The sequence below is a fragment of the Paraburkholderia sp. SIMBA_054 genome, assembly GCF_046534875.1.
Lineage (GTDB): Bacteria > Pseudomonadota > Gammaproteobacteria > Burkholderiales > Burkholderiaceae > Paraburkholderia > Paraburkholderia hospita.
Genome location: NZ_JAWRXV010000079.1, coordinates 25863 through 43338 on the forward strand (window position 1 = coordinate 25863; position 17476 = coordinate 43338).

Annotated in this window: 11 protein-coding genes and 2 pseudogenes; 6 read left to right on the forward strand and 7 right to left on the reverse strand. The window is 61.9% G+C overall.

All coding sequences use genetic code 11. The features are described from left to right. Positions 1-33 precede the first annotated feature (33 nt). A pseudogene (locus SB822_RS48370) lies at positions 34-453 on the reverse strand (helix-turn-helix domain-containing protein); the annotation flags it as partial. Between SB822_RS48370 and SB822_RS48375 the strand changes: the two are divergent. Together SB822_RS48375 and SB822_RS48380 are read left to right on the forward strand one after the other, a co-directional pair. Further along, positions 427-1329 (forward strand): annotated as a pseudogene (locus SB822_RS48375) (ShlB/FhaC/HecB family hemolysin secretion/activation protein); the annotation flags it as partial. The pseudogenes SB822_RS48370 and SB822_RS48375 sit on opposite strands and share 27 nt — an antisense overlap. A gap of 186 nt (positions 1330-1515) precedes the next feature. After that, positions 1516-2001, forward strand: coding sequence for a DUF2147 domain-containing protein (locus SB822_RS48380; RefSeq protein WP_079482311.1), 486 nt, complete (start codon positions 1516-1518; stop codon positions 1999-2001). A gap of 121 nt (positions 2002-2122) precedes the next feature. On the opposite strand, the gene SB822_RS48385 is transcribed toward SB822_RS48380, so the two are convergent. From SB822_RS48385 to typA, 6 genes are all read right to left on the reverse strand, one after another. Then, on the reverse strand, positions 2123-2575 hold the full coding sequence (locus SB822_RS48385) for a transposase (protein WP_007587408.1): 453 nt from the start codon (positions 2573-2575) through the stop codon (positions 2123-2125). 158 nt (positions 2576-2733) lie between these two features. After that, positions 2734-3831, reverse strand: coding sequence for a cell division protein ZapE (gene zapE / locus SB822_RS48390; RefSeq protein ID WP_079499452.1), 1098 nt, complete (start codon positions 3829-3831; stop codon positions 2734-2736). Positions 3832-3938: 107 nt separating this feature from the next. Continuing rightward, entirely contained in the window at positions 3939-5369 is a 1431-nt protein-coding gene (gene lpdA / locus SB822_RS48395) for a dihydrolipoyl dehydrogenase (RefSeq protein ID WP_090838422.1), read from the reverse strand. A gap of 135 nt (positions 5370-5504) precedes the next feature. Further along, complete coding sequence (gene odhB / locus SB822_RS48400) at positions 5505-6779, reverse strand: 2-oxoglutarate dehydrogenase complex dihydrolipoyllysine-residue succinyltransferase (protein ID WP_007587415.1); 1275 nt, start codon at positions 6777-6779, stop codon at positions 5505-5507. A 142-nt stretch (positions 6780-6921) separates the two neighbouring features. Further along, the gene (locus SB822_RS48405) at positions 6922-9777 is read right to left on the reverse strand and encodes a 2-oxoglutarate dehydrogenase E1 component (protein ID WP_007587416.1); all 2856 of its coding nucleotides are present in this window, start codon (positions 9775-9777) and stop codon (positions 6922-6924) included. A gap of 352 nt (positions 9778-10129) precedes the next feature. Further along, complete coding sequence (gene typA / locus SB822_RS48410) at positions 10130-11956, reverse strand: translational GTPase TypA (RefSeq protein ID WP_007587417.1); 1827 nt, start codon at positions 11954-11956, stop codon at positions 10130-10132. A 300-nt stretch (positions 11957-12256) separates the two neighbouring features. On the opposite strand from typA, the gene SB822_RS48415 reads away from it, so the two are divergent. The 4 genes from SB822_RS48415 to SB822_RS48430 all read left to right on the forward strand — a co-directional run bounded on the left by SB822_RS48415 (position 12257) and on the right by SB822_RS48430 (position 17256). Next, positions 12257-12772: a MarR family winged helix-turn-helix transcriptional regulator gene (locus SB822_RS48415; RefSeq protein WP_007587418.1), complete on the forward strand. Its 516-nt coding sequence runs from the start codon at positions 12257-12259 to the stop codon at positions 12770-12772. Positions 12773-12829: 57 nt separating this feature from the next. Further along, positions 12830-14338: an efflux transporter outer membrane subunit gene (locus tag SB822_RS48420; RefSeq protein WP_090838424.1), complete on the forward strand. Its 1509-nt coding sequence runs from the start codon at positions 12830-12832 to the stop codon at positions 14336-14338. Between the two features lie 82 nt (positions 14339-14420). Further along, positions 14421-15641, forward strand: a complete 1221-nt coding sequence (locus SB822_RS48425; protein ID WP_090838426.1) for an EmrA/EmrK family multidrug efflux transporter periplasmic adaptor subunit — start codon at positions 14421-14423, stop codon at positions 15639-15641. Positions 15642-15690: 49 nt separating this feature from the next. Beyond that, complete coding sequence (locus SB822_RS48430) at positions 15691-17256, forward strand: DHA2 family efflux MFS transporter permease subunit (protein ID WP_410858083.1); 1566 nt, start codon at positions 15691-15693, stop codon at positions 17254-17256. Positions 17257-17476: the final 220 nt, after the last annotated feature.

Below are 17476 nucleotides of genomic sequence, written 5' to 3' on the forward strand. Positions count from 1 at the left end.
GTCGTGTTTTAGTTTTGCAAAACCGTTCGATTATTACTCACTTTCACGAGTTTCGGGTTCCTCGTCGAAAATTTGGTACTTACGCATCTTTTCCCACAACACCTTGCGGCTAATGCCGAGGTATTGCGCCGTATCCTGGCGGCGCCAGCTGTTCGCATCGAGCGCGGCGAGCACGCGGCTGCGCTCGGCCATATCCCCCTTGCTGCGATCGACAAGCACTTCCGCCGCGCTCTCGGCAGGCACCGGCTGATTGCTGCGCGCAACCGCAAGCAGCCGGTGCAGCCGCGCCGCATCACACGCGCCGATCTGCCGCACCGTCACGCCGATCCGTTCGACCAGGTTGCGCAGCTCGCGCACGTTGCCGGAGAAGTACGTGTCGGCGACGGCGTCCGCGAGCCAGTACGGAGTATCCGGTAGCGACGCGAGCCGCTTGGGCCCGACCACGTCACCTATCTCGCGGCACATGGTGCACCGCCCATCGGCAGTGAAGGCATGAGCGCGAAGATCGACGCGTCGCACTATCGCGGCAATCCGAAGGACAACTCCGGCTTGCCTTCATATGCGGAACGGACGGTGATCAACGACAGGATCGGCGGTTCGCTGTCGTCTCCGCTCATCCTGAGCAACGCGCGCACTCTGTCGGGAACGGTCACGCCCTACGCTTCGCACGATGAAGACCGCTCCAACAATGCGATCACGGGCGCGGCGATCGGGCTGCGCTCGCAGGTAGGCGTGATGCAGTTGCAGGCCGACTATGCGGACGTGCAGACGGGCCAGGCGCGCAAGGCCAGCATCAACGTCGCGAAGGCGTTCGACATACTCGGCGCGGGCAAAGCCGGCGACTCGAACATCCCCGGCACGACGACCGTCAATCCCGCTTCGATCACCTTCGTGCGCACGGGCGCAAGCTTTCCACAAACCAACGAGTGGCCGCCCGGCATCGACACGATGGTCGCCGCGACGGGCCAATGCAGCCCCGACACGCTGCCGACTTCCGAGCAGATTTCATTTGGCGCGCAACGCTTCGCGCAGGGCTATCAACCGGGCGAGACATCGGGCGATTCGTGGTGGGGCGCGTCGCTCGAAATCAATCGCGCGATTGCGCCCAGCTTCACGTATCTGCGCACCTTCACACCGTATGTTTCGTTCGACATGGCGCGCGTCTATCTGCATGCGGGCACATCGCAGCCGAAGAAGCTTGCTTCGGTGGCACCCGGCTTTCGCATCTCCGACGCGAAGTATTACAGCCTGGATCGGTCCGTCGCGAAGGCGGCCGTCGAGAGCGCGTCGCGCAATCCGCGCATCAACGCGACGTTCTCGTATCAATTGAACCGACTCATGCGTCGTTGCCAGAACATGCACCAATTAGAGCATTCACTATCAAACGGGGCGGATACTTTCACGTATTCTGCCCTCTCCCATGCATCGAAAGACAGGCATGGCGCCGCCTCGCATCAGCACTCACACGGCGCCGCGCGACATTCATCGCGACGATTTTCAACAAGGAGGACGACAATGACATCACTCACCCGACGCGCGCGCTTTGCGCTCGGCACTACGTTGAAACAGGCTGTCGTGGCCGGTGCGTTGCTCGCGGGCACCGTCACAGCATTCGCACAAACCGACACGCCTGTCGGCACATGGCAAACCATCGACGATCACACGGGCCAGCCCAAAGCACTCGTGCAGATCACGCAGGACGGGAACGGCAGGCTGAGCGGCAAGGTCATCAAGGGGCTCAACCCGAACGATCAAGCGGATCGCCGCTGCACCGCCTGCACGGACGCGCGCAAAGATCAGCCGATTCTCGGCATGACGATCATCGACGATATGAAAAAGGACGGCGAAGGCTGGGACGGCGGGCAGATTCTCGACCCGGAGAACGGCAAGCTCTACAAATGCAAGATGCACGTCGAAGACGGCGGGCAGAAGCTGGTGGTGCGCGGGTATATTGGCGTATCGCTGCTGGGGCGTTCGCAGACGTGGATTCGCCAGAACTGAGGTTGTCGCGCGGTGCTCGCTTTTCGGCGAGCGCCGCAGCAGGACGTAAAAAAGCCGGTCTGGCGTTTAGTCTCGCCAGACCGGCTTTTTGTTGTCGCGCGCGCTCAATTCGTTCGATCCGTCATGCCGCGTTCTTGAAGGGACTGGTGTAGTCGAACACCAGCGGTGCTGCAGGCACGCCAGACGGCGGCGCGAACAGCGGCGTGGCAGGCACGGATGGCTGCGCGGCATCGTTCGCGGCTGCAGCCACGTTCGGCGCGTGGGTGCGCATGCGTGATTCCATCGTGTTGCACAGTTCGCCGCTTGCGTCGCCGAACAGCTGGTCCATCACACGTTGCAGTACGCCAGCCTGATGCCACGCCTTGAAACGGCGGTGACAGGTTTGATAAGAGGGGTATTTACGCGGCATGGCGGACCAGGTAGCGCCGCTGTAGATCACCCAGAGCACGCCGTTGAGCACGGAGCGGGTGTTGGCAAGCGGCCGGCCGCGCAGTTCGGAACGCGGACGCAGTTCCGGCAGCAGCGGCGCGATGCGCTGCCATTCTTCATCACTAATATCGCGATAGGGGGTCATGGGATCTCCATTCGTCAAGAGTATTTCGACGATATAGAGTCGCCCCACTACCGAATATCAGACCAATCCGAATCTTGAAAATGCATCGGCAGCCGCTGCCGCATGGTTCAGCGCGTATCGCGCTATCCCAAACGGGGCGGCCTTGGGTGGGAATTTGATCAGGTCAACGATGTATCGACGATCCGTCGCGGCGTATCCAGATATTCCTGCGACTGCATCTCGACGATACGCGAAACCGTGCGCGTGAACTCGTTGGCCATCGGCCCTTCTGTATAGAGTTCCTCGGGCGGCACGGCGGCCGACATCAGCAGCTTGACCTTGTGATCGTAAAAAACGTCGATCAGCCACGTGAAACGGCGCGCTTCGGATTGCATACGAGGCGTCATCTGCGGAATGCCGGACAGAATCACCGCGTGGAAGCGGCTCGCCAGTTCGAGGTAGTCGTTCTGCGAGCGCGGGCCGCCGCACAGCGTCGCGAAATCGAACCAGACGACGCCGTCCGCGCGGCGCAGCGCCTTCAGTTCGCGCTTCTCGATACGCAACAGCGGGCTTTCGTCGGGCACGGCGGCGAGCTTGCCGAATGCGTCGCGCAGCGCCTTGTCGGAGGCGGCGCCGAGCGGCGTGTGATACACCTCGACCTGCGACAGCGTGCGCCGCCGGTAATCGACGCCAGCATCGACGTTGATCACATCTAGTTTGCTCTTGATCAACTCGATGGCAGGCAGCAGACGGTCGCGATGCAGGCCGTCGGGATAGAGCAGATCGGGATCGTAGTTGGACGTCATCACGAACTGCACGCCGTTCGTGAACAGGCGATCGAGCAGCCGGTACAGGATCATCGCGTCCGCGATATCCGATACGTGGAATTCGTCGAAGCAGATCAGCCTATAACGCTTCGCAACGCGCCGTGCGAGTTCGTCAAGCGGATCGGCCTGCCCTTTCAGTTCTTCGAGTTCGCGATGCACTTCTCGCATGAACTCGTGAAAATGAAGACGCGTCTTACGCACGAGCGGCACGACTGCGTAAAAGCTGTCCATCAGGAAGCTCTTTCCGCGCCCTACGCCACCCCACATATAGACACCCTTCGGCAGATCAGGGTGCATGATCAGCTTCATAAAGGCGTTCGGACGACGTGCCTTATACGCAGCCCACTCTTCATAGCACTGTTGCAGACGATCGACGGCCGCGCGTTGTGCCGGATCGGACTCGTATCCCCGGGTCTGCAGTTCCTGCTCGTAGTATTCGGTGACGTTCATTGTGTGAGACAGCAATGAAGAAGGCGGGAGGGATTCAACCCACCCGCCTTCGTCGTGTTTCGCTTTCAGCCCATGTTCAGCGTAATTCAGAACCGGGCAGATGCGTCTTACATGTTCAGCGCGCGCTTGTCGACGGCGAGCGCCGCTTCACGCATCACTTCAGACAGCGACGGGTGCGGGTGGCAGATACGGCCGATGTCTTCCGACGCAGCCTTGAACTCCATCGCGACAACCGCTTCGGCGATCAGATCCGACGCATTCGCCGAGATGATGTGCACGCCGAGCAGTTCGTCCGTCTTCGCGTCAGCGATCATCTTGACGAAACCATCCGCCTTGTTGATGCCGAGCGCGCGGCCGTTCGCCATGAACGGGAACTGGCCCGTCTTGACTTCGCGGCCTTCAGCCTTCAACTGCTGTTCCGTCTTGCCGACCCACGCGATTTCCGGTTCCGTGTAGATGACCCACGGCACGCAGTTGTAGTCGATATGCGGCTTCTGGCCGTCGATGATTTCGGCGACCAGCACGCCTTCGTCTTCGGCCTTGTGCGCGAGCATCGGGCCGCGCACCACGTCGCCGATCGCGTACACGTTCGGCACCGACGTCGCGCAGTGGTCGTCGACGTCGATGAAGCCGCGCTCGTTCGCCTTCAGGCCAATCGCTTCGAGGCCGAGGTTGTCGGTGTTCGGCACGCGGCCGATCGACACGATCAGGCGGTCCGCGTCGAGCGTCTTCGCGTTGCCGTCCTTGTCCGTGTACGCGATCGACACACTGTTGTCGCTGGCCTTCACTTCGCCGACCTTCACGCCAACGTGAATGTCGAGGCCTTGCTTCTTGAACTGCTTGGCGGCTTCCTTCGCGAGCGCCTGGTCGGCGGCGCCGAGGAATTCGGGCAGCGCTTCGAGCACGGTGACTTCCGAGCCCAGGCGGCGCCACACCGAGCCCAGCTCCAGGCCGATCACGCCCGCGCCGATCACGGCGAGCTTCTCCGGCACTTCGGTGAACGACAAAGCGCCTTCGTTATCCGCGACGATCTTGTTGTCGACGGGGACGTTTGGCAGGTGACGCGCCTTCGAGCCCGTCGCGATGATCACGTTCTTTGCCGTGACCACTTCCGTCTCGCCTTCGCCCGACACTTCGATCTGCACGCCGGCGTCCGTCTTGCCCGTGAACTTGCCGTGGCCCTTGAGCCACGTGATCTTGTTCTTGCGGAACAGGAACTCGATGCCCTTCGTCATCTTTTCGACGATGCCTTCCTTACGGGCCAGCATCTTCGCGATGTCGACCTTCACGTTCTCCACGCTGATGCCGTGGTCCGCGAGGTGATGCGACGCGTTTTCGAACTCTTCCGACGACGCGAGCAACGCCTTCGACGGAATGCAGCCGACGTTCAGGCACGTGCCGCCCAGCTTCAACGCGCCGGCCGGGTTCTTCCACTTTTCGATACAGGCAACCGACTTGCCGAGCTGCGCAGCGCGAATGGCCGCGATGTAGCCGCCGGGACCGGCACCGATCACGACGACGTCAAATTCTTTGGACATGACTATCCTTTTTGGCTAACCGACGCGGCCGCGCTTCGCGGCGCGCGTGGCTTCAGATACTGCGGAAATGCGAGAGACACCTGATGCATATATCGCGACGGCGGCTCATAACTTCAAGCCGCCGCGCATCATGCATTACAGGTCGAGCAGCAGACGAGCCGGATCTTCCAGCGCGTCCTTCATCGCGACCAGCGACAGCACGGCTTCGCGGCCGTCGATGATACGGTGGTCGTACGACAGCGCCAGATAGTTCATCGGGCGGATCACGATCTGGCCGTTTTCGACCACTGCGCGTTCCTTCGTCGCGTGCACGCCGAGGATCGCCGATTGCGGCGGGTTGATGATCGGGGTCGACAGCATCGAGCCGAACACGCCGCCGTTCGAGATCGAGAACGTGCCGCCCGTCATTTCTTCGATCGACAGCTTGCCGTCCTTCGCCTTCTGGCCAAATTCGGCGATCTTCTTCTCGATGTCCGCGAGGCTCATCTGGTCTGCGTTGCGCAGGATCGGCACCACGAGGCCGCGCGGCGAGCCGACGGCGATACCGATGTCGAAGTAGCCGTGATAGACGATGTCGTTACCGTCGATCGACGCGTTCACCAGCGGGAACTTCTTCAGCGCGTGGACAGCCGCCTTCACGAAGAACGACATGAAGCCGAGCTTCACGCCATGTTCCTTCTCGAACTTGTCCTTGTACTTGTTGCGCAGGTCCATCACGGGCGCCATGTTCACTTCGTTGAACGTCGTGAGGATGGCGTTGGTTTGCTGCGACTCGAGCAGACGCTCAGCGATACGCGCGCGCAGACGCGACATCGGCACGCGTTGTTCCGGACGGTCCTTGAGCCACTGGTCGGCCGATGCCGGCGCGCCCACTTGCGGCAAGGCCGGCTTGGCAGCGCGCGCGGGCGCTGCTGCCGGTGCCGGCGCAGCCTTGGCAGCCGGTGCGCCTGCGGCGACGGCATCCTGCTTCGTGATGCGGCCATCGCGGCCCGTGCCGGCGACGTCGCCCGCAGCGACGCCCTTCTCGGCCAGAATCTTCGTCGCAGCCGGCGATGCCGTGGTGCTTGCGCCTGCCACAGCGGCAGCCTGTGCCGGTGCAGCCGCTGCTGCCGGCTCAGCTTGCGGAGCCGGCTTGACTTCGGCTTCGACAGCCGCTTCGCCCGCCTTGCCTTCCGTATCGATCTTCGCGATCACTTCGTCGGCGACCACGATATCGCCGTCGTTCTTGATGACCTGCGCGAGCACGCCTGCCGACGGAGCCGGCACTTCGAGCACGACCTTGTCGGTTTCGATTTCGATCAGGATTTCGTCCTGGGCGACAGCTTCGCCCGGCTTCTTCTTCCACTGCAGCATCGTGGCTTCCGAGACCGACTCGGACAGCTGGGGGACCTTGACTTCAACAATAGCCATTTGATTTCTCTGAATACGTATCGGATGACAACGAACCTTGTGCGAGCCGCGTCTGATTGTCGCGCGTGATTGCCGCGCTTACATGGGTGATTCAGACGTGGGCGGGAAAGCGCTCAGCGCTTTCCCGGTTCGCTCTCTGTGGTTATTTAACGATGGACGCGCCTTTCAGACGGCCAAACGCGCCTTCGATCAGCGCCTTCTGCTGCTCGTAGTGCTTCGCGTAGTAGCCGACAGCGGGCGAAGCCGAAGCGGGACGGCCGCTGTATGCCAGCTTCTGTCCTTCCTTCATGCCTTCGCGCAGGTGATGTTCGATGTAGAACCACGGGCCCTGATTCTGCGGCTCGTCCTGCACCCACACCACTTCGGTTGCGTTGTCGTACTTCTTCAGTTCGGATTCGAACTGCTTGTGCGCGAACGGATAGAGCTGTTCGATACGCACGATCGCGACGTCCTGCGCCTTCGCTTCGCGGCGATGCGCAAGCAGGTCGTAGTACACGCGGCCCGAGCAGACCAGCACGCGCTTGACCTTCTTGGCATCGATCGAATCGTCCGTTTCGCTGAGAACCGGCTGGAACGAGCCCTTCGCGAGTTCCGACAGATCCGACACGGCTTCCTTGTGACGCAGCAGCGACTTCGGCGTGAAGACGACGAGCGGCTTGCGGAACAGGCGGATCATCTGGCGGCGCAGCAGGTGGAAAACCTGTGCCGGCGTTGTCGGCTGTACGACCTGCATGTTGTGATCTGCGCACAGTTGCAGGAAGCGCTCGATACGCGCCGACGAGTGCTCCGGACCCTGGCCTTCGTAGCCGTGCGGCAGCAGCATCGTCAGGCCCGACACGCGGCCCCACTTCACTTCGCCCGACGAGATGAACTGGTCGATCACGACCTGCGCGCCGTTCACGAAGTCGCCGAACTGCGCTTCCCACGCGACGAACGTGTTCGGCTCAGCCGTCGAGTAGCCGTATTCGAAGCCGAGCACGGCTTCTTCGGACAGCACCGAGTCGATCACCGTGAACTTCGCCTGACCTTCGGCGATGTTCTGCAGCGGCACGTACGTGCCGTCGTTCCAGCGTTCGCGGTTCTGGTCGTGCAGCACTGCGTGACGGTGCGTGAACGTGCCACGGCCCGAGTCCTGACCCGTCAGGCGCACGGCATAACCCGATGCGACCAGCGACGCGAATGACAGATGCTCGCCCATGCCCCAGTCGAGCTTCGCTTCGCCACGGCCCATTGCACGGCGGTCGTTGATCACGCGCTCGACGAGCGGGTGAACCTTGAAGCCTTCGGGGATCGTCGTGATACGCTCGGCCAGACGCTTGAGTTCGGCGAGCGGCACAGCCGTGTCGGCTGCGTCCGTCCACTTGCGGTTCAGGAACGGAACCCAGTCGACGGCGTACTTGCTCTTGTAGTTCGACAGGACCGGGTCGACCGTGTGGTGACCTTCGTCCATCGCCTTGCGGAATGCCTTGATGAATTCATCGCCTTGATCGGCGGTGATGACGCCTTGCTGCACCAGCTTTTCCGCGTACAGCGCGCGCGTGCCGGGGTGCTTGGCGATCGTCTTGTACATCAGCGGCTGCGTGACGGCGGGCGTGTCCTGCTCGTTGTGACCCAGCTTGCGGAAGCAGATGATGTCGATCACGACATCCTTGTGGAACTGCATCCGGAAGTCGATGGCCAGCTGCGTAGCCAGCACGACCGCTTCGGGATCGTCGCCGTTCACGTGCAGCACGGGCGCCTCGATCATCTTGACGACGTCCGAGCAATACAGCGTGGAGCGTGCGTCGCGCGGGTCGGACGTGGTGAAGCCGATCTGGTTGTTGATGACGATGTGCAGCGTGCCGTGCGTGCCGTAACCGCGCGTTTGCGCGAGGTTCAGCGTTTCCATCACGACGCCCTGACCTGCGAAGGCGGCGTCGCCGTGGATCTGCACAGGCAGCACTTGCAGGCCGTTCTCGTCGCCGCGACGGTCCATACGGGCCTTCGCCGAACCTTCGACCACCGGGTTGACGATTTCGAGGTGCGACGGGTTGAACGCGAGCGACAGGTGAACCGGGCCGCCTTCCGTTGCGACATCCGACGAGAAGCCCTTGTGGTACTTCACATCGCCTGCGGGCAGATCGTCGACGTGCTTGCCTTCGAATTCGGCGAACAGGTCAGCGGGCATCTTGCCCAGCGTGTTGACCAGCACGTTCAGACGGCCGCGGTGCGCCATGCCGATGACGATTTCCTGCACGCCGCTCTTGCCTGCGTGATGCACGACTTCGTCCATCGACGCGATGAAGCTTTCGCCGCCTTCCAGCGAGAAGCGCTTCTGACCGACGTACTTGGTGTGCAGGAAGCGCTCGAGGCCTTCTGCTGCCGTCAGTCGGTTCAGGATGTGCTTCTTTTTGTCATTCGTGAAGTTCGGCGTGGAGCGGATCGATTCGAGACGTTCCTTCCACCAGCGCTTCTGTTCCGGATCGCTCAGGTACATGTACTCGGCGCCGATCGTGCCGCAGTACGTGTCGCGCAACGCCTTGACGATGTCCCGCAGCGAAGCCTGTTCGAAACCGAAGTACAGGTTGTTCGTGTTGAACGTCTGGTCCATGTCGGCTTCGGTGAAGTCGTAGAACGCAGGTTCAAGCTCGGGAATGTTCGGACGTTCGCGGCGCTTCAGCGGATCGAGGTTGGCCCACTGCGAGCCGAGGAAGCGATATGCGCCGATGAGGGACTGCACATAGACCTGCTTACGCGCGGTGGTGAGATCCTCACCACCCGTGCGCGGCAGGAAGGCATTCGCCTTTGCGCGCTGAGCAAATGATTCGACGATCGGGCCATGGGCCACGTCGTTGGCACTGGTGCCATCCGATGCAGGAACGTTCTGCAGAGCGTCGAAATAATTGCGCCAGGTCTCGGGCACTGACGCGGGATTGTCGAGATATGCTTCGTACAACTCTTCTACGTACGGAGCATTGCCGCCGAACAGATACGAGTTCGACTGGAATTGCTTCATCATTTTACGCTCACCTTTCTTCGAGCTTCTCGAGAAATAGCGGGTTACTGAACCTTCCGCGACACGGCCTGACCGTTTAGCGGATTGCGCGAATCAAGTCTTGCTTGGAAGGACCTAAACTTGCACTCGCGGGAGCATAGCACATAACCCATAGTTGACATAGGACAGGTCTCAACTGGAAAGCCCGTGCTACGGGGCTTTGCGGCAAGTTTTATGCTTGCGTAACAGTGTTTGCGGCACTGCAGAAGAATACTTTAGGCGCTTATAGGAAGCTCTGCAGCGAAACGCGCAACGCCAATGCAAAAAGCCGCCCGAGGGCGGCTTTTTGCTGAGACTTTCGCGAGGCTTCGCGCGATCAGTCGACGGCTGCTTCGCGGCTTGCGCGGCGGCGCTCGTGTTCCTTCAGATGGCGCTTGCGCAGACGGATGCTTTGCGGCGTCACTTCGACGAGTTCGTCTTCGTCGATGAATTCGACCGCGTATTCCAGCGACATCTGGATCGCCGGCACGAGGCGCACGGCTTCGTCAGTACCCGACGCACGCACGTTGGTCAGCTGCTTGCCCTTGATCGGGTTCACGACGAGGTCGTTGTCACGGCTGTGAATGCCGATGATCATGCCTTCGTACAGCGCGTCGCCCGGCTTCACGAACATGCGGCCGCGATCCTGCAGTTTCCACAGCGCGTAAGCGACAGCAGCGCCGTCGTCCTGCGAGATCAGCACGCCATTGCGGCGCTCGCCGAGCGAGCCTTCCCGGACGGGTGCATATTCGTCGAACACGTGGCTCATCAGGCCCGTGCCGCGCGTGAGCGTCAGGAATTCGCCCTGGAAGCCGATCAGGCCACGCGCCGGAATGCGGTACTCGAGGCGCGTACGACCACGGCCGTCCGACGCCATGTCGAGCATTTCGCCCTTACGGCGACCCAGCTCTTCCATCACGCCGCCCTGGTGCGAGTCTTCGAGATCGACTGTCAGCAGTTCGTACGGCTCGTGCTTCACGCCGTCGACTTCATGCAGCACCACGCGCGGACGCGACACGGCCATCTCGTAGCCTTCGCGGCGCATGTTTTCGATCAGGATGGTCAGGTGCAGCTCGCCGCGGCCCGACACTTCGAACACGGTTTCGTCGCCCGTGTCTTTCACGCGCAGCGCGACGTTGTGGTTCAGTTCCTTCATCAGACGATCGCGGATCTGGCGGCTCGTCACGAACTTGCCTTCCTTGCCCGCGAGCGGTGACGAATTCACGAGGAAGTTCATCGTCAGCGTAGGTTCGTCGACGGTGATCATCGGCAGCGCTTCGGGCGCTTCCGGCGCGCAGATGGTCGCGCCGATACCGACTTCTTCGATGCCGTTGATCAGCACGATGTCGCCGGCTTCGGCTTCGGCGACCTGCACGCGCTCGAGGCCTTCGAACGACAGCACCTGGTTGATCTTGCGGTTCAGGATTTCGCCTTCCGGACCGAAGCGGATCACGACCTGCTGACCCGGCTTGATACGGCCGCGCGTGATACGGCCCACGCCGATACGGCCAACGTACGTCGAGTAATCCAGCGACGTGATCTGCAGTTGCAGCGGACCATCCGGATCGGCCGGGCGAACGGGCACGTGCTCGAGAATCGCTTCGAACAGCGGGCGCATCGTGCCTTCGCGCACGCTCGGGTCCAGGTCGGCATAACCGTTCAGGCCCGACGCGTAGACGATCGGGAAGTCAAGCTGGTCTTCGGATGCGCCGAGCTTGTCGAACAGGTCGAACGTCTGGTTGATCACCCAGTCGATACGCGCGCCGGGACGGTCGATCTTGTTGATCACGACGATCGGCTTCAGACCCAGCGCGAGCGCCTTTTTCGTCACGAAGCGGGTTTGCGGCATCGGGCCTTCGACCGCGTCGACGAGCAGCAGCACGGAATCGACCATCGACAGCACGCGCTCCACTTCACCCCCGAAGTCGGCGTGGCCCGGGGTGTCGACGATGTTGATGTGCGTGCCTTCGTATTCGACGGCGCAGTTCTTGGCGAGAATGGTGATGCCACGCTCTTTTTCGATGTCGTTTGAATCCATCACGCGTTCAGCGATCTGCTGGTTTTCGCGGAAGGTGCCGGACTGGCGGAGCAGCTGGTCGACGAGCGTGGTTTTGCCGTGGTCGACGTGAGCGATGATGGCGATATTGCGGAGAGCGCGGGACATAGGAACCTGGAGACGCTGGGGTACGAATGGAGTGCGCCACCTGCCCAGCCACCTTCGCCAAGCCCAAAGCGCACTTTTGGGAACCAATAATTATAGCACGTACGAGTGACGCGTTTCTGGTATTCCCCGATAGCGCGCTCCTTCGTCTCGATAAAGCGACACGCGCCTCGCTGCTCGCAGCCGCTGCGCACTCTCCTCTGACGCGAGAAAGATCCTTGCCTAAGCTGTAATAACGCTTGCCGCGTCAATTATTCGTCTCTACAATCCTGCATAGTCAACCATTGCATTCGCACGAGAATCATGACCGAACCGTCCCACACGCCATCGCCTGAGGTCAGCGAATACCAGCTGGGCGAGAGCGTCGGCTATCTGATTTCCCGCGTGAAGTCGACCATGTCGAACCTCGTGACGCAACGCACGATGGCCGAACTCGGCATCACCAGCCAGCAGGCCAGCGTGCTGTTTATGGTTGCCAGCGGCAAATGCGTGCTCGCCGCCGAACTCGCGCGGGAATACGGCATCGACGCCAGCGCCGTCACGCGCCTGATCGATCGCCTCGAAAAACGCGGCCTGCTCACGCGGGTGCGCAGCGCTGAAGACCGGCGCGCGGTGCGCCTTGCGCTGACGGCCGAAGGTCACGCAATCGCCGCGCGCATGCCGGCTGTTTTCACCAGCGTGACCGAGAAACTGCTATCCGGCTTTTCGCCAGAGGAAACGGGATTCCTCAAAAGCCTTCTGAGACGCGTGCTCGCGAACAGCTGCGAAGTGTTCAGCGAAACCCGTGACTCGGCAAGTAATACCGATAACAAATCGTAAGAAATTAGTTGCATCGTCCATTATAGAAAAATGCCATTACACGCAAAGAGTCGAGCGATGAAATTCCTTTCCAGGCCCGCGCCCGCTTCGTCGGGTCGTGCGGCCGTCGCCGCGGCCGTGGCGGCATTCGCCCTCGCCGGCTGCGCGAATTACTTCGATCTCAAGGACGACAAGCAGATTGCGTCGACCTCGCAGTTCGAAGCGTCGCAAAGCCTGCCCGCCGAAGGCGGCCAGTGGCCGGCGCTCGATTGGGCCAGCCAGTTCGGCGACCCGCAGTTGCCGAAGCTGATCGCGGAAGCGCTCGAAGGCAATCCGTCGATCGCGCAGGCGCAGGCGCGTATCGCGAAGGCTTCGTCCTATATCGAATCGTCGAAGTCGGCGCTTTATCCGAAGGTCGAAGGCAGCTATTCGTGGACCCGCGAGCTGTATTCCGAAAATGCGCTGTTCCCGCCGCCCTTCGGTGGGACTTGGTACAGCGAAAACAATGTGCTCGCCAGCGCTTCCTGGGATCTCGACCTGTGGGGTAAGAATCGCCAGCGGCTCGGCCAGGCCGTGTCGCAGGAAAAAGCCGCCGAAGCGGACATGCAGCAGGCGCGCGTGACGCTCGCCGCGTCGGTTGCGCGCACGTACAACTCGCTTGCGCAGTTGTATGCACTGCGCGACATCGCCGAGCGCGAGATCAAGAATCGTCAGACGATCGGTGTCATCGCGAACGACCGCGTAAAAGCCGGCCTGGACACCAACGTCGAACGTCAGACGGCCAACGGCAACATCGCGACGAGCCAGTCGAACCTGACGGAGCTCGACGGCCAGATCACGACCACGCGCTACCAACTCGGCGCGCTGCTCGGCAAAGGGCCGGACCGCGGCCTGCAGATCGCCAAACCAACGTTCAACCCGGGCGGCGCCGTCACCCTGCCCGACAACGTGCCGGCCGATCTCATCTCCCGCCGCCCGGACATCGTCGCCGCGCGCTGGCAGGTCGAAGCCGCGATGCACGACGTGAAGGAAGCGAAGGCCGAGTTCTTCCCGGACGTGAACCTCGCTGCCGGCTTCGGTTTCGATGCGTTCGGCTGGGGCAAATTCCTGACCTCGTCGAGCCGCCAGATCCAGTTCGGCCCGGCAATCCATCTGCCAATCTTCGACGCCGGCGCGCTGCGCTCGCAACTGAAAGGCCGCTACGCCGACTTCGACCTCGACATCGCAAACTACAATCAGACGCTCATCAGCGCGCTCTCGGACGTCGCCACGGAGATTTCGTCGATCCGCTCGCTAGACCATCAGCAAGGCGACGCGCAGCGCGCGCTCGACGCGTCGACGAAAGCGTACGACCTCGCCGTGATCCGCTACAAGGCAGGGCTCTCGCCGCAGTTGCAGGTGCTGACGGCCGACCAGAATCGCCTCGCCGCCGAACAGACCGTGACGAACCTGAAGATGCGCCGCCGCGATCTGCAGATCGCGCTGATCAAGGCGCTCGGCGGCGGTTTCGACGCGACGCAGACGGGCCTCATCGTGCCGACGGATGCGCCCGCTTCGTCGGCCTCGACGGCCCACGCGGCGAACTGAGCGCCCCAGCAAAGAAACGCACACGCACACCCGATTGCGATCCGAATAAACGATACAAACTGACAGAATCCGGAGCATATCCATGAGCACGCCCCAACAACCCGCGAACGCGCAGCCGGCCAGCAACGGCAAACGCAAGCGCATGATGACGCTGCTCGTCATCGTGATCCTGATTGCCGCGATCGCGTACGGCCTCTACTACTTCCTCGTCGCGCGCTTCCACGAAGAGACCGACGACGCGTACGTGAACGGAAACGTCGTGCAGATCACGCCGCAGGTGACGGGCACCGTCATCGCCGTGAACGCGGACGACACGCAGACCGTCAAGGTCGGCGATCCGATTGTCATGCTCGATCCTGCCGACTCGCGCATCGCGCTGCAATCCGCGGAAGCGAATCTCGGCCAGGTCGTGCGCCAGGTGCGCGGCCTCTACGCCGACGACAGCCAGTACCAGGCGCAGGTTGCCGTGCGCCAATCGGACCTGTCGCGCGCGCAGGACGATTTGAAGCGCCGCATGCAGGTCGCCCAGACGGGCGCTGTTTCGCAGGAAGAAATCTCGCACGCTCGCGACGCCGTCAAGAGCGCGCAAGCCGCGCTCGACGCGTCGCAGCAGCAACTCGCGTCTAACCGCGCGCTGACGGCGAACACGACGATCGCGAGCCACCCGAACGTGCAGGCCGCGGCCGCCAAGGTCCGCGACGCGTATCTGAACAACGCGCGCAACACACTGCCCGCGCCCGTCACGGGCTATGTCGCGAAGCGCTCGGTGCAGGTCGGCCAGCGTGTCGCGCCGGGCAATCCGCTGATGGCGATCGTGCCGCTGAACGCCGTGTGGGTCGATGCGAACTTCAAGGAAGTGCAGCTCAAGCACATGCGCATCGGCCAGCCCGTCGAACTGACGGCGGACGTGTACGGCTCGTCCGTCAAGTATCAGGGCAAGGTGGTCGGCTTCTCGGCGGGTACGGGTTCGGCGTTTTCGCTGCTTCCCGCGCAGAACGCGACGGGTAACTGGATCAAGGTCGTGCAGCGTCTGCCCGTGCGTATCGCGCTCGATCCGCAGGAACTGGAGAAGCATCCGCTGCGCATCGGCCTGTCGATGCAGGTCGAAGTGAGCATCAAGGACGACACGGGCGGCGAGCTCGGCAGCGCAGTGAACACCGTGTATCAGACCAACGTATTCGAAAAGTACGGCGATCAGGCCGACGCGGAAATCGCTCGCATCATCACTGAAAACGCCGGCCCGAATGCAGGTCAGCCGCAGAAGGCGGCGACGGGCTCGAAGACTGCGGCCAAGCTGATGTAAGCGGCACGCATCTGCCACGCATCTGCATCAGACAAGGTTCGAACAATAGATGGCTCAGTCTCAAGCGCAAGTCCCTCACCCGCCGCTCGAGGGCGCGCAACTGGTGATCGGCACCATCGCGGTGTCGCTCGCCGTTTTCATGAACGTGCTGGACACGTCGATTGCAAACGTGTCGATTCCGTCGATCTCCGGCGACCTCGGCGTGTCGTCCGACCAGGGCACGTGGGTGATCACGTCGTTCGCGGTCGCCAATGCGATCTCCGTGCCGCTCACCGGTTGGCTCACCGACCGCATCGGCCAGGTGCGCCTGTTCATGGCGTCGATCGTGCTGTTCGTGATCTCGTCGTGGATGTGCGGGCTCTCGCCGAACCTGCCGTTCCTGCTCGCCTCGCGCGTGTTGCAGGGCGCCGTGGCCGGTCCGATGATTCCGCTGTCGCAAACGCTGCTGCTCGCGAGTTATCCACGTGCGAAGGCGCCGATGGCGCTATCGATGTGGGCGATGACGACATTGATCGCGCCCGTTGCCGGTCCTATTCTTGGTGGCTGGATTTCCGACAACATCTCGTGGCCGTGGATTTTCTACGTGAATATCCCGGTCGGGATCATCGCCGCGCTCGCCACATGGGCGATCTTCCGCAACCGCGATTCCGTCATTAAGAAAGCGCCGATCGATATGGTCGGTCTCCTGCTGCTGATCACGTGGGTCGGCTCGTTGCAGGTGATGCTCGACAAGGGCAAGGATCTCGACTGGTTTTCATCGACGACGGTCGTGGTGCTTGCGCTGACGGCCGTGATCGCGCTGGCGTTCTTTATCGTGTGGGAGCTGACGGACAAGCATCCTGTCGTCGACCTGTCGCTGTTCAAGCTGCGCAATTTCACGGGCGGCACGGTGGCGCTCGCGATCGGCTATGGACTGTACTTCGGCAATCTCGTGCTGCTGCCGCTTTGGCTGCAAACCGACATCGGCTACACGGCGACGGACGCGGGTCTCGTGATGGCGCCTGTCGGCGTGTTCGCGATCATTCTTTCGCCGCTGACGGGCAAGATTCTGCCGCGCACTGATCCGCGCTATATCTCGACGGCGTCGTTTCTGGTGTTCGCGCTGTGTTTCTGGATGCGCTCGCGCTATACGACGGGCGTTGATACCTATTCGCTAATACTGCCGACGTTGATCCAGGGGATCGGCATGGCGGGCTTCTTCATTCCGCTAGTGTCGATCACGCTGTCGGGGTTGCCGGGGAACCGGATTCCGGCGGCGTCGGGGCTGTCGAACTTCGTTCGGATCATGTGTGGTGGGATCGGCACGTCGATCTTCGAGACGGCGTGGGATCATCGATCGATTCTGCATCACGCGCAGTTGAGCGAGCATGCGAATGCGTATAACCCTGTGTTCAATCAATCGGTTACGCAGATGAGTGGGCTCGGGCTGAATCAGTCGCAGGCGTATGGGCTCGTCAATTCGATGACGACGCAGCAGGCGGCGCAGCTTGGGGTGAATGATCTCTTTTATATTTCGGCGGGGATATTTGTTGCGCTGATTGCGTTGATCTGGGTGACGAAGCCTGAGCGTGCGGGTGGTGGGGATTCAGCCGCTGCGGCGTCGGCGGCGCATTGAACGTACGCTTTTGATTTGCCCTTTGGGCTGTTGGTTTGGTTTGCTTTTCGCTGGCATCCGCGATTTGACTTCGTGGCACGGCCGGTTTGGTTGTTCTAGCCTTTTCGCTGGCATCCGCGCTATGCCTTCGTGCTTCACGCGTGGCCCCTGTGCGGGGCGGCACCTACTTTTCTTTGCCGCCGTGTATGGACCGGGGACATGGGTAACGGGTGTGCGGGGA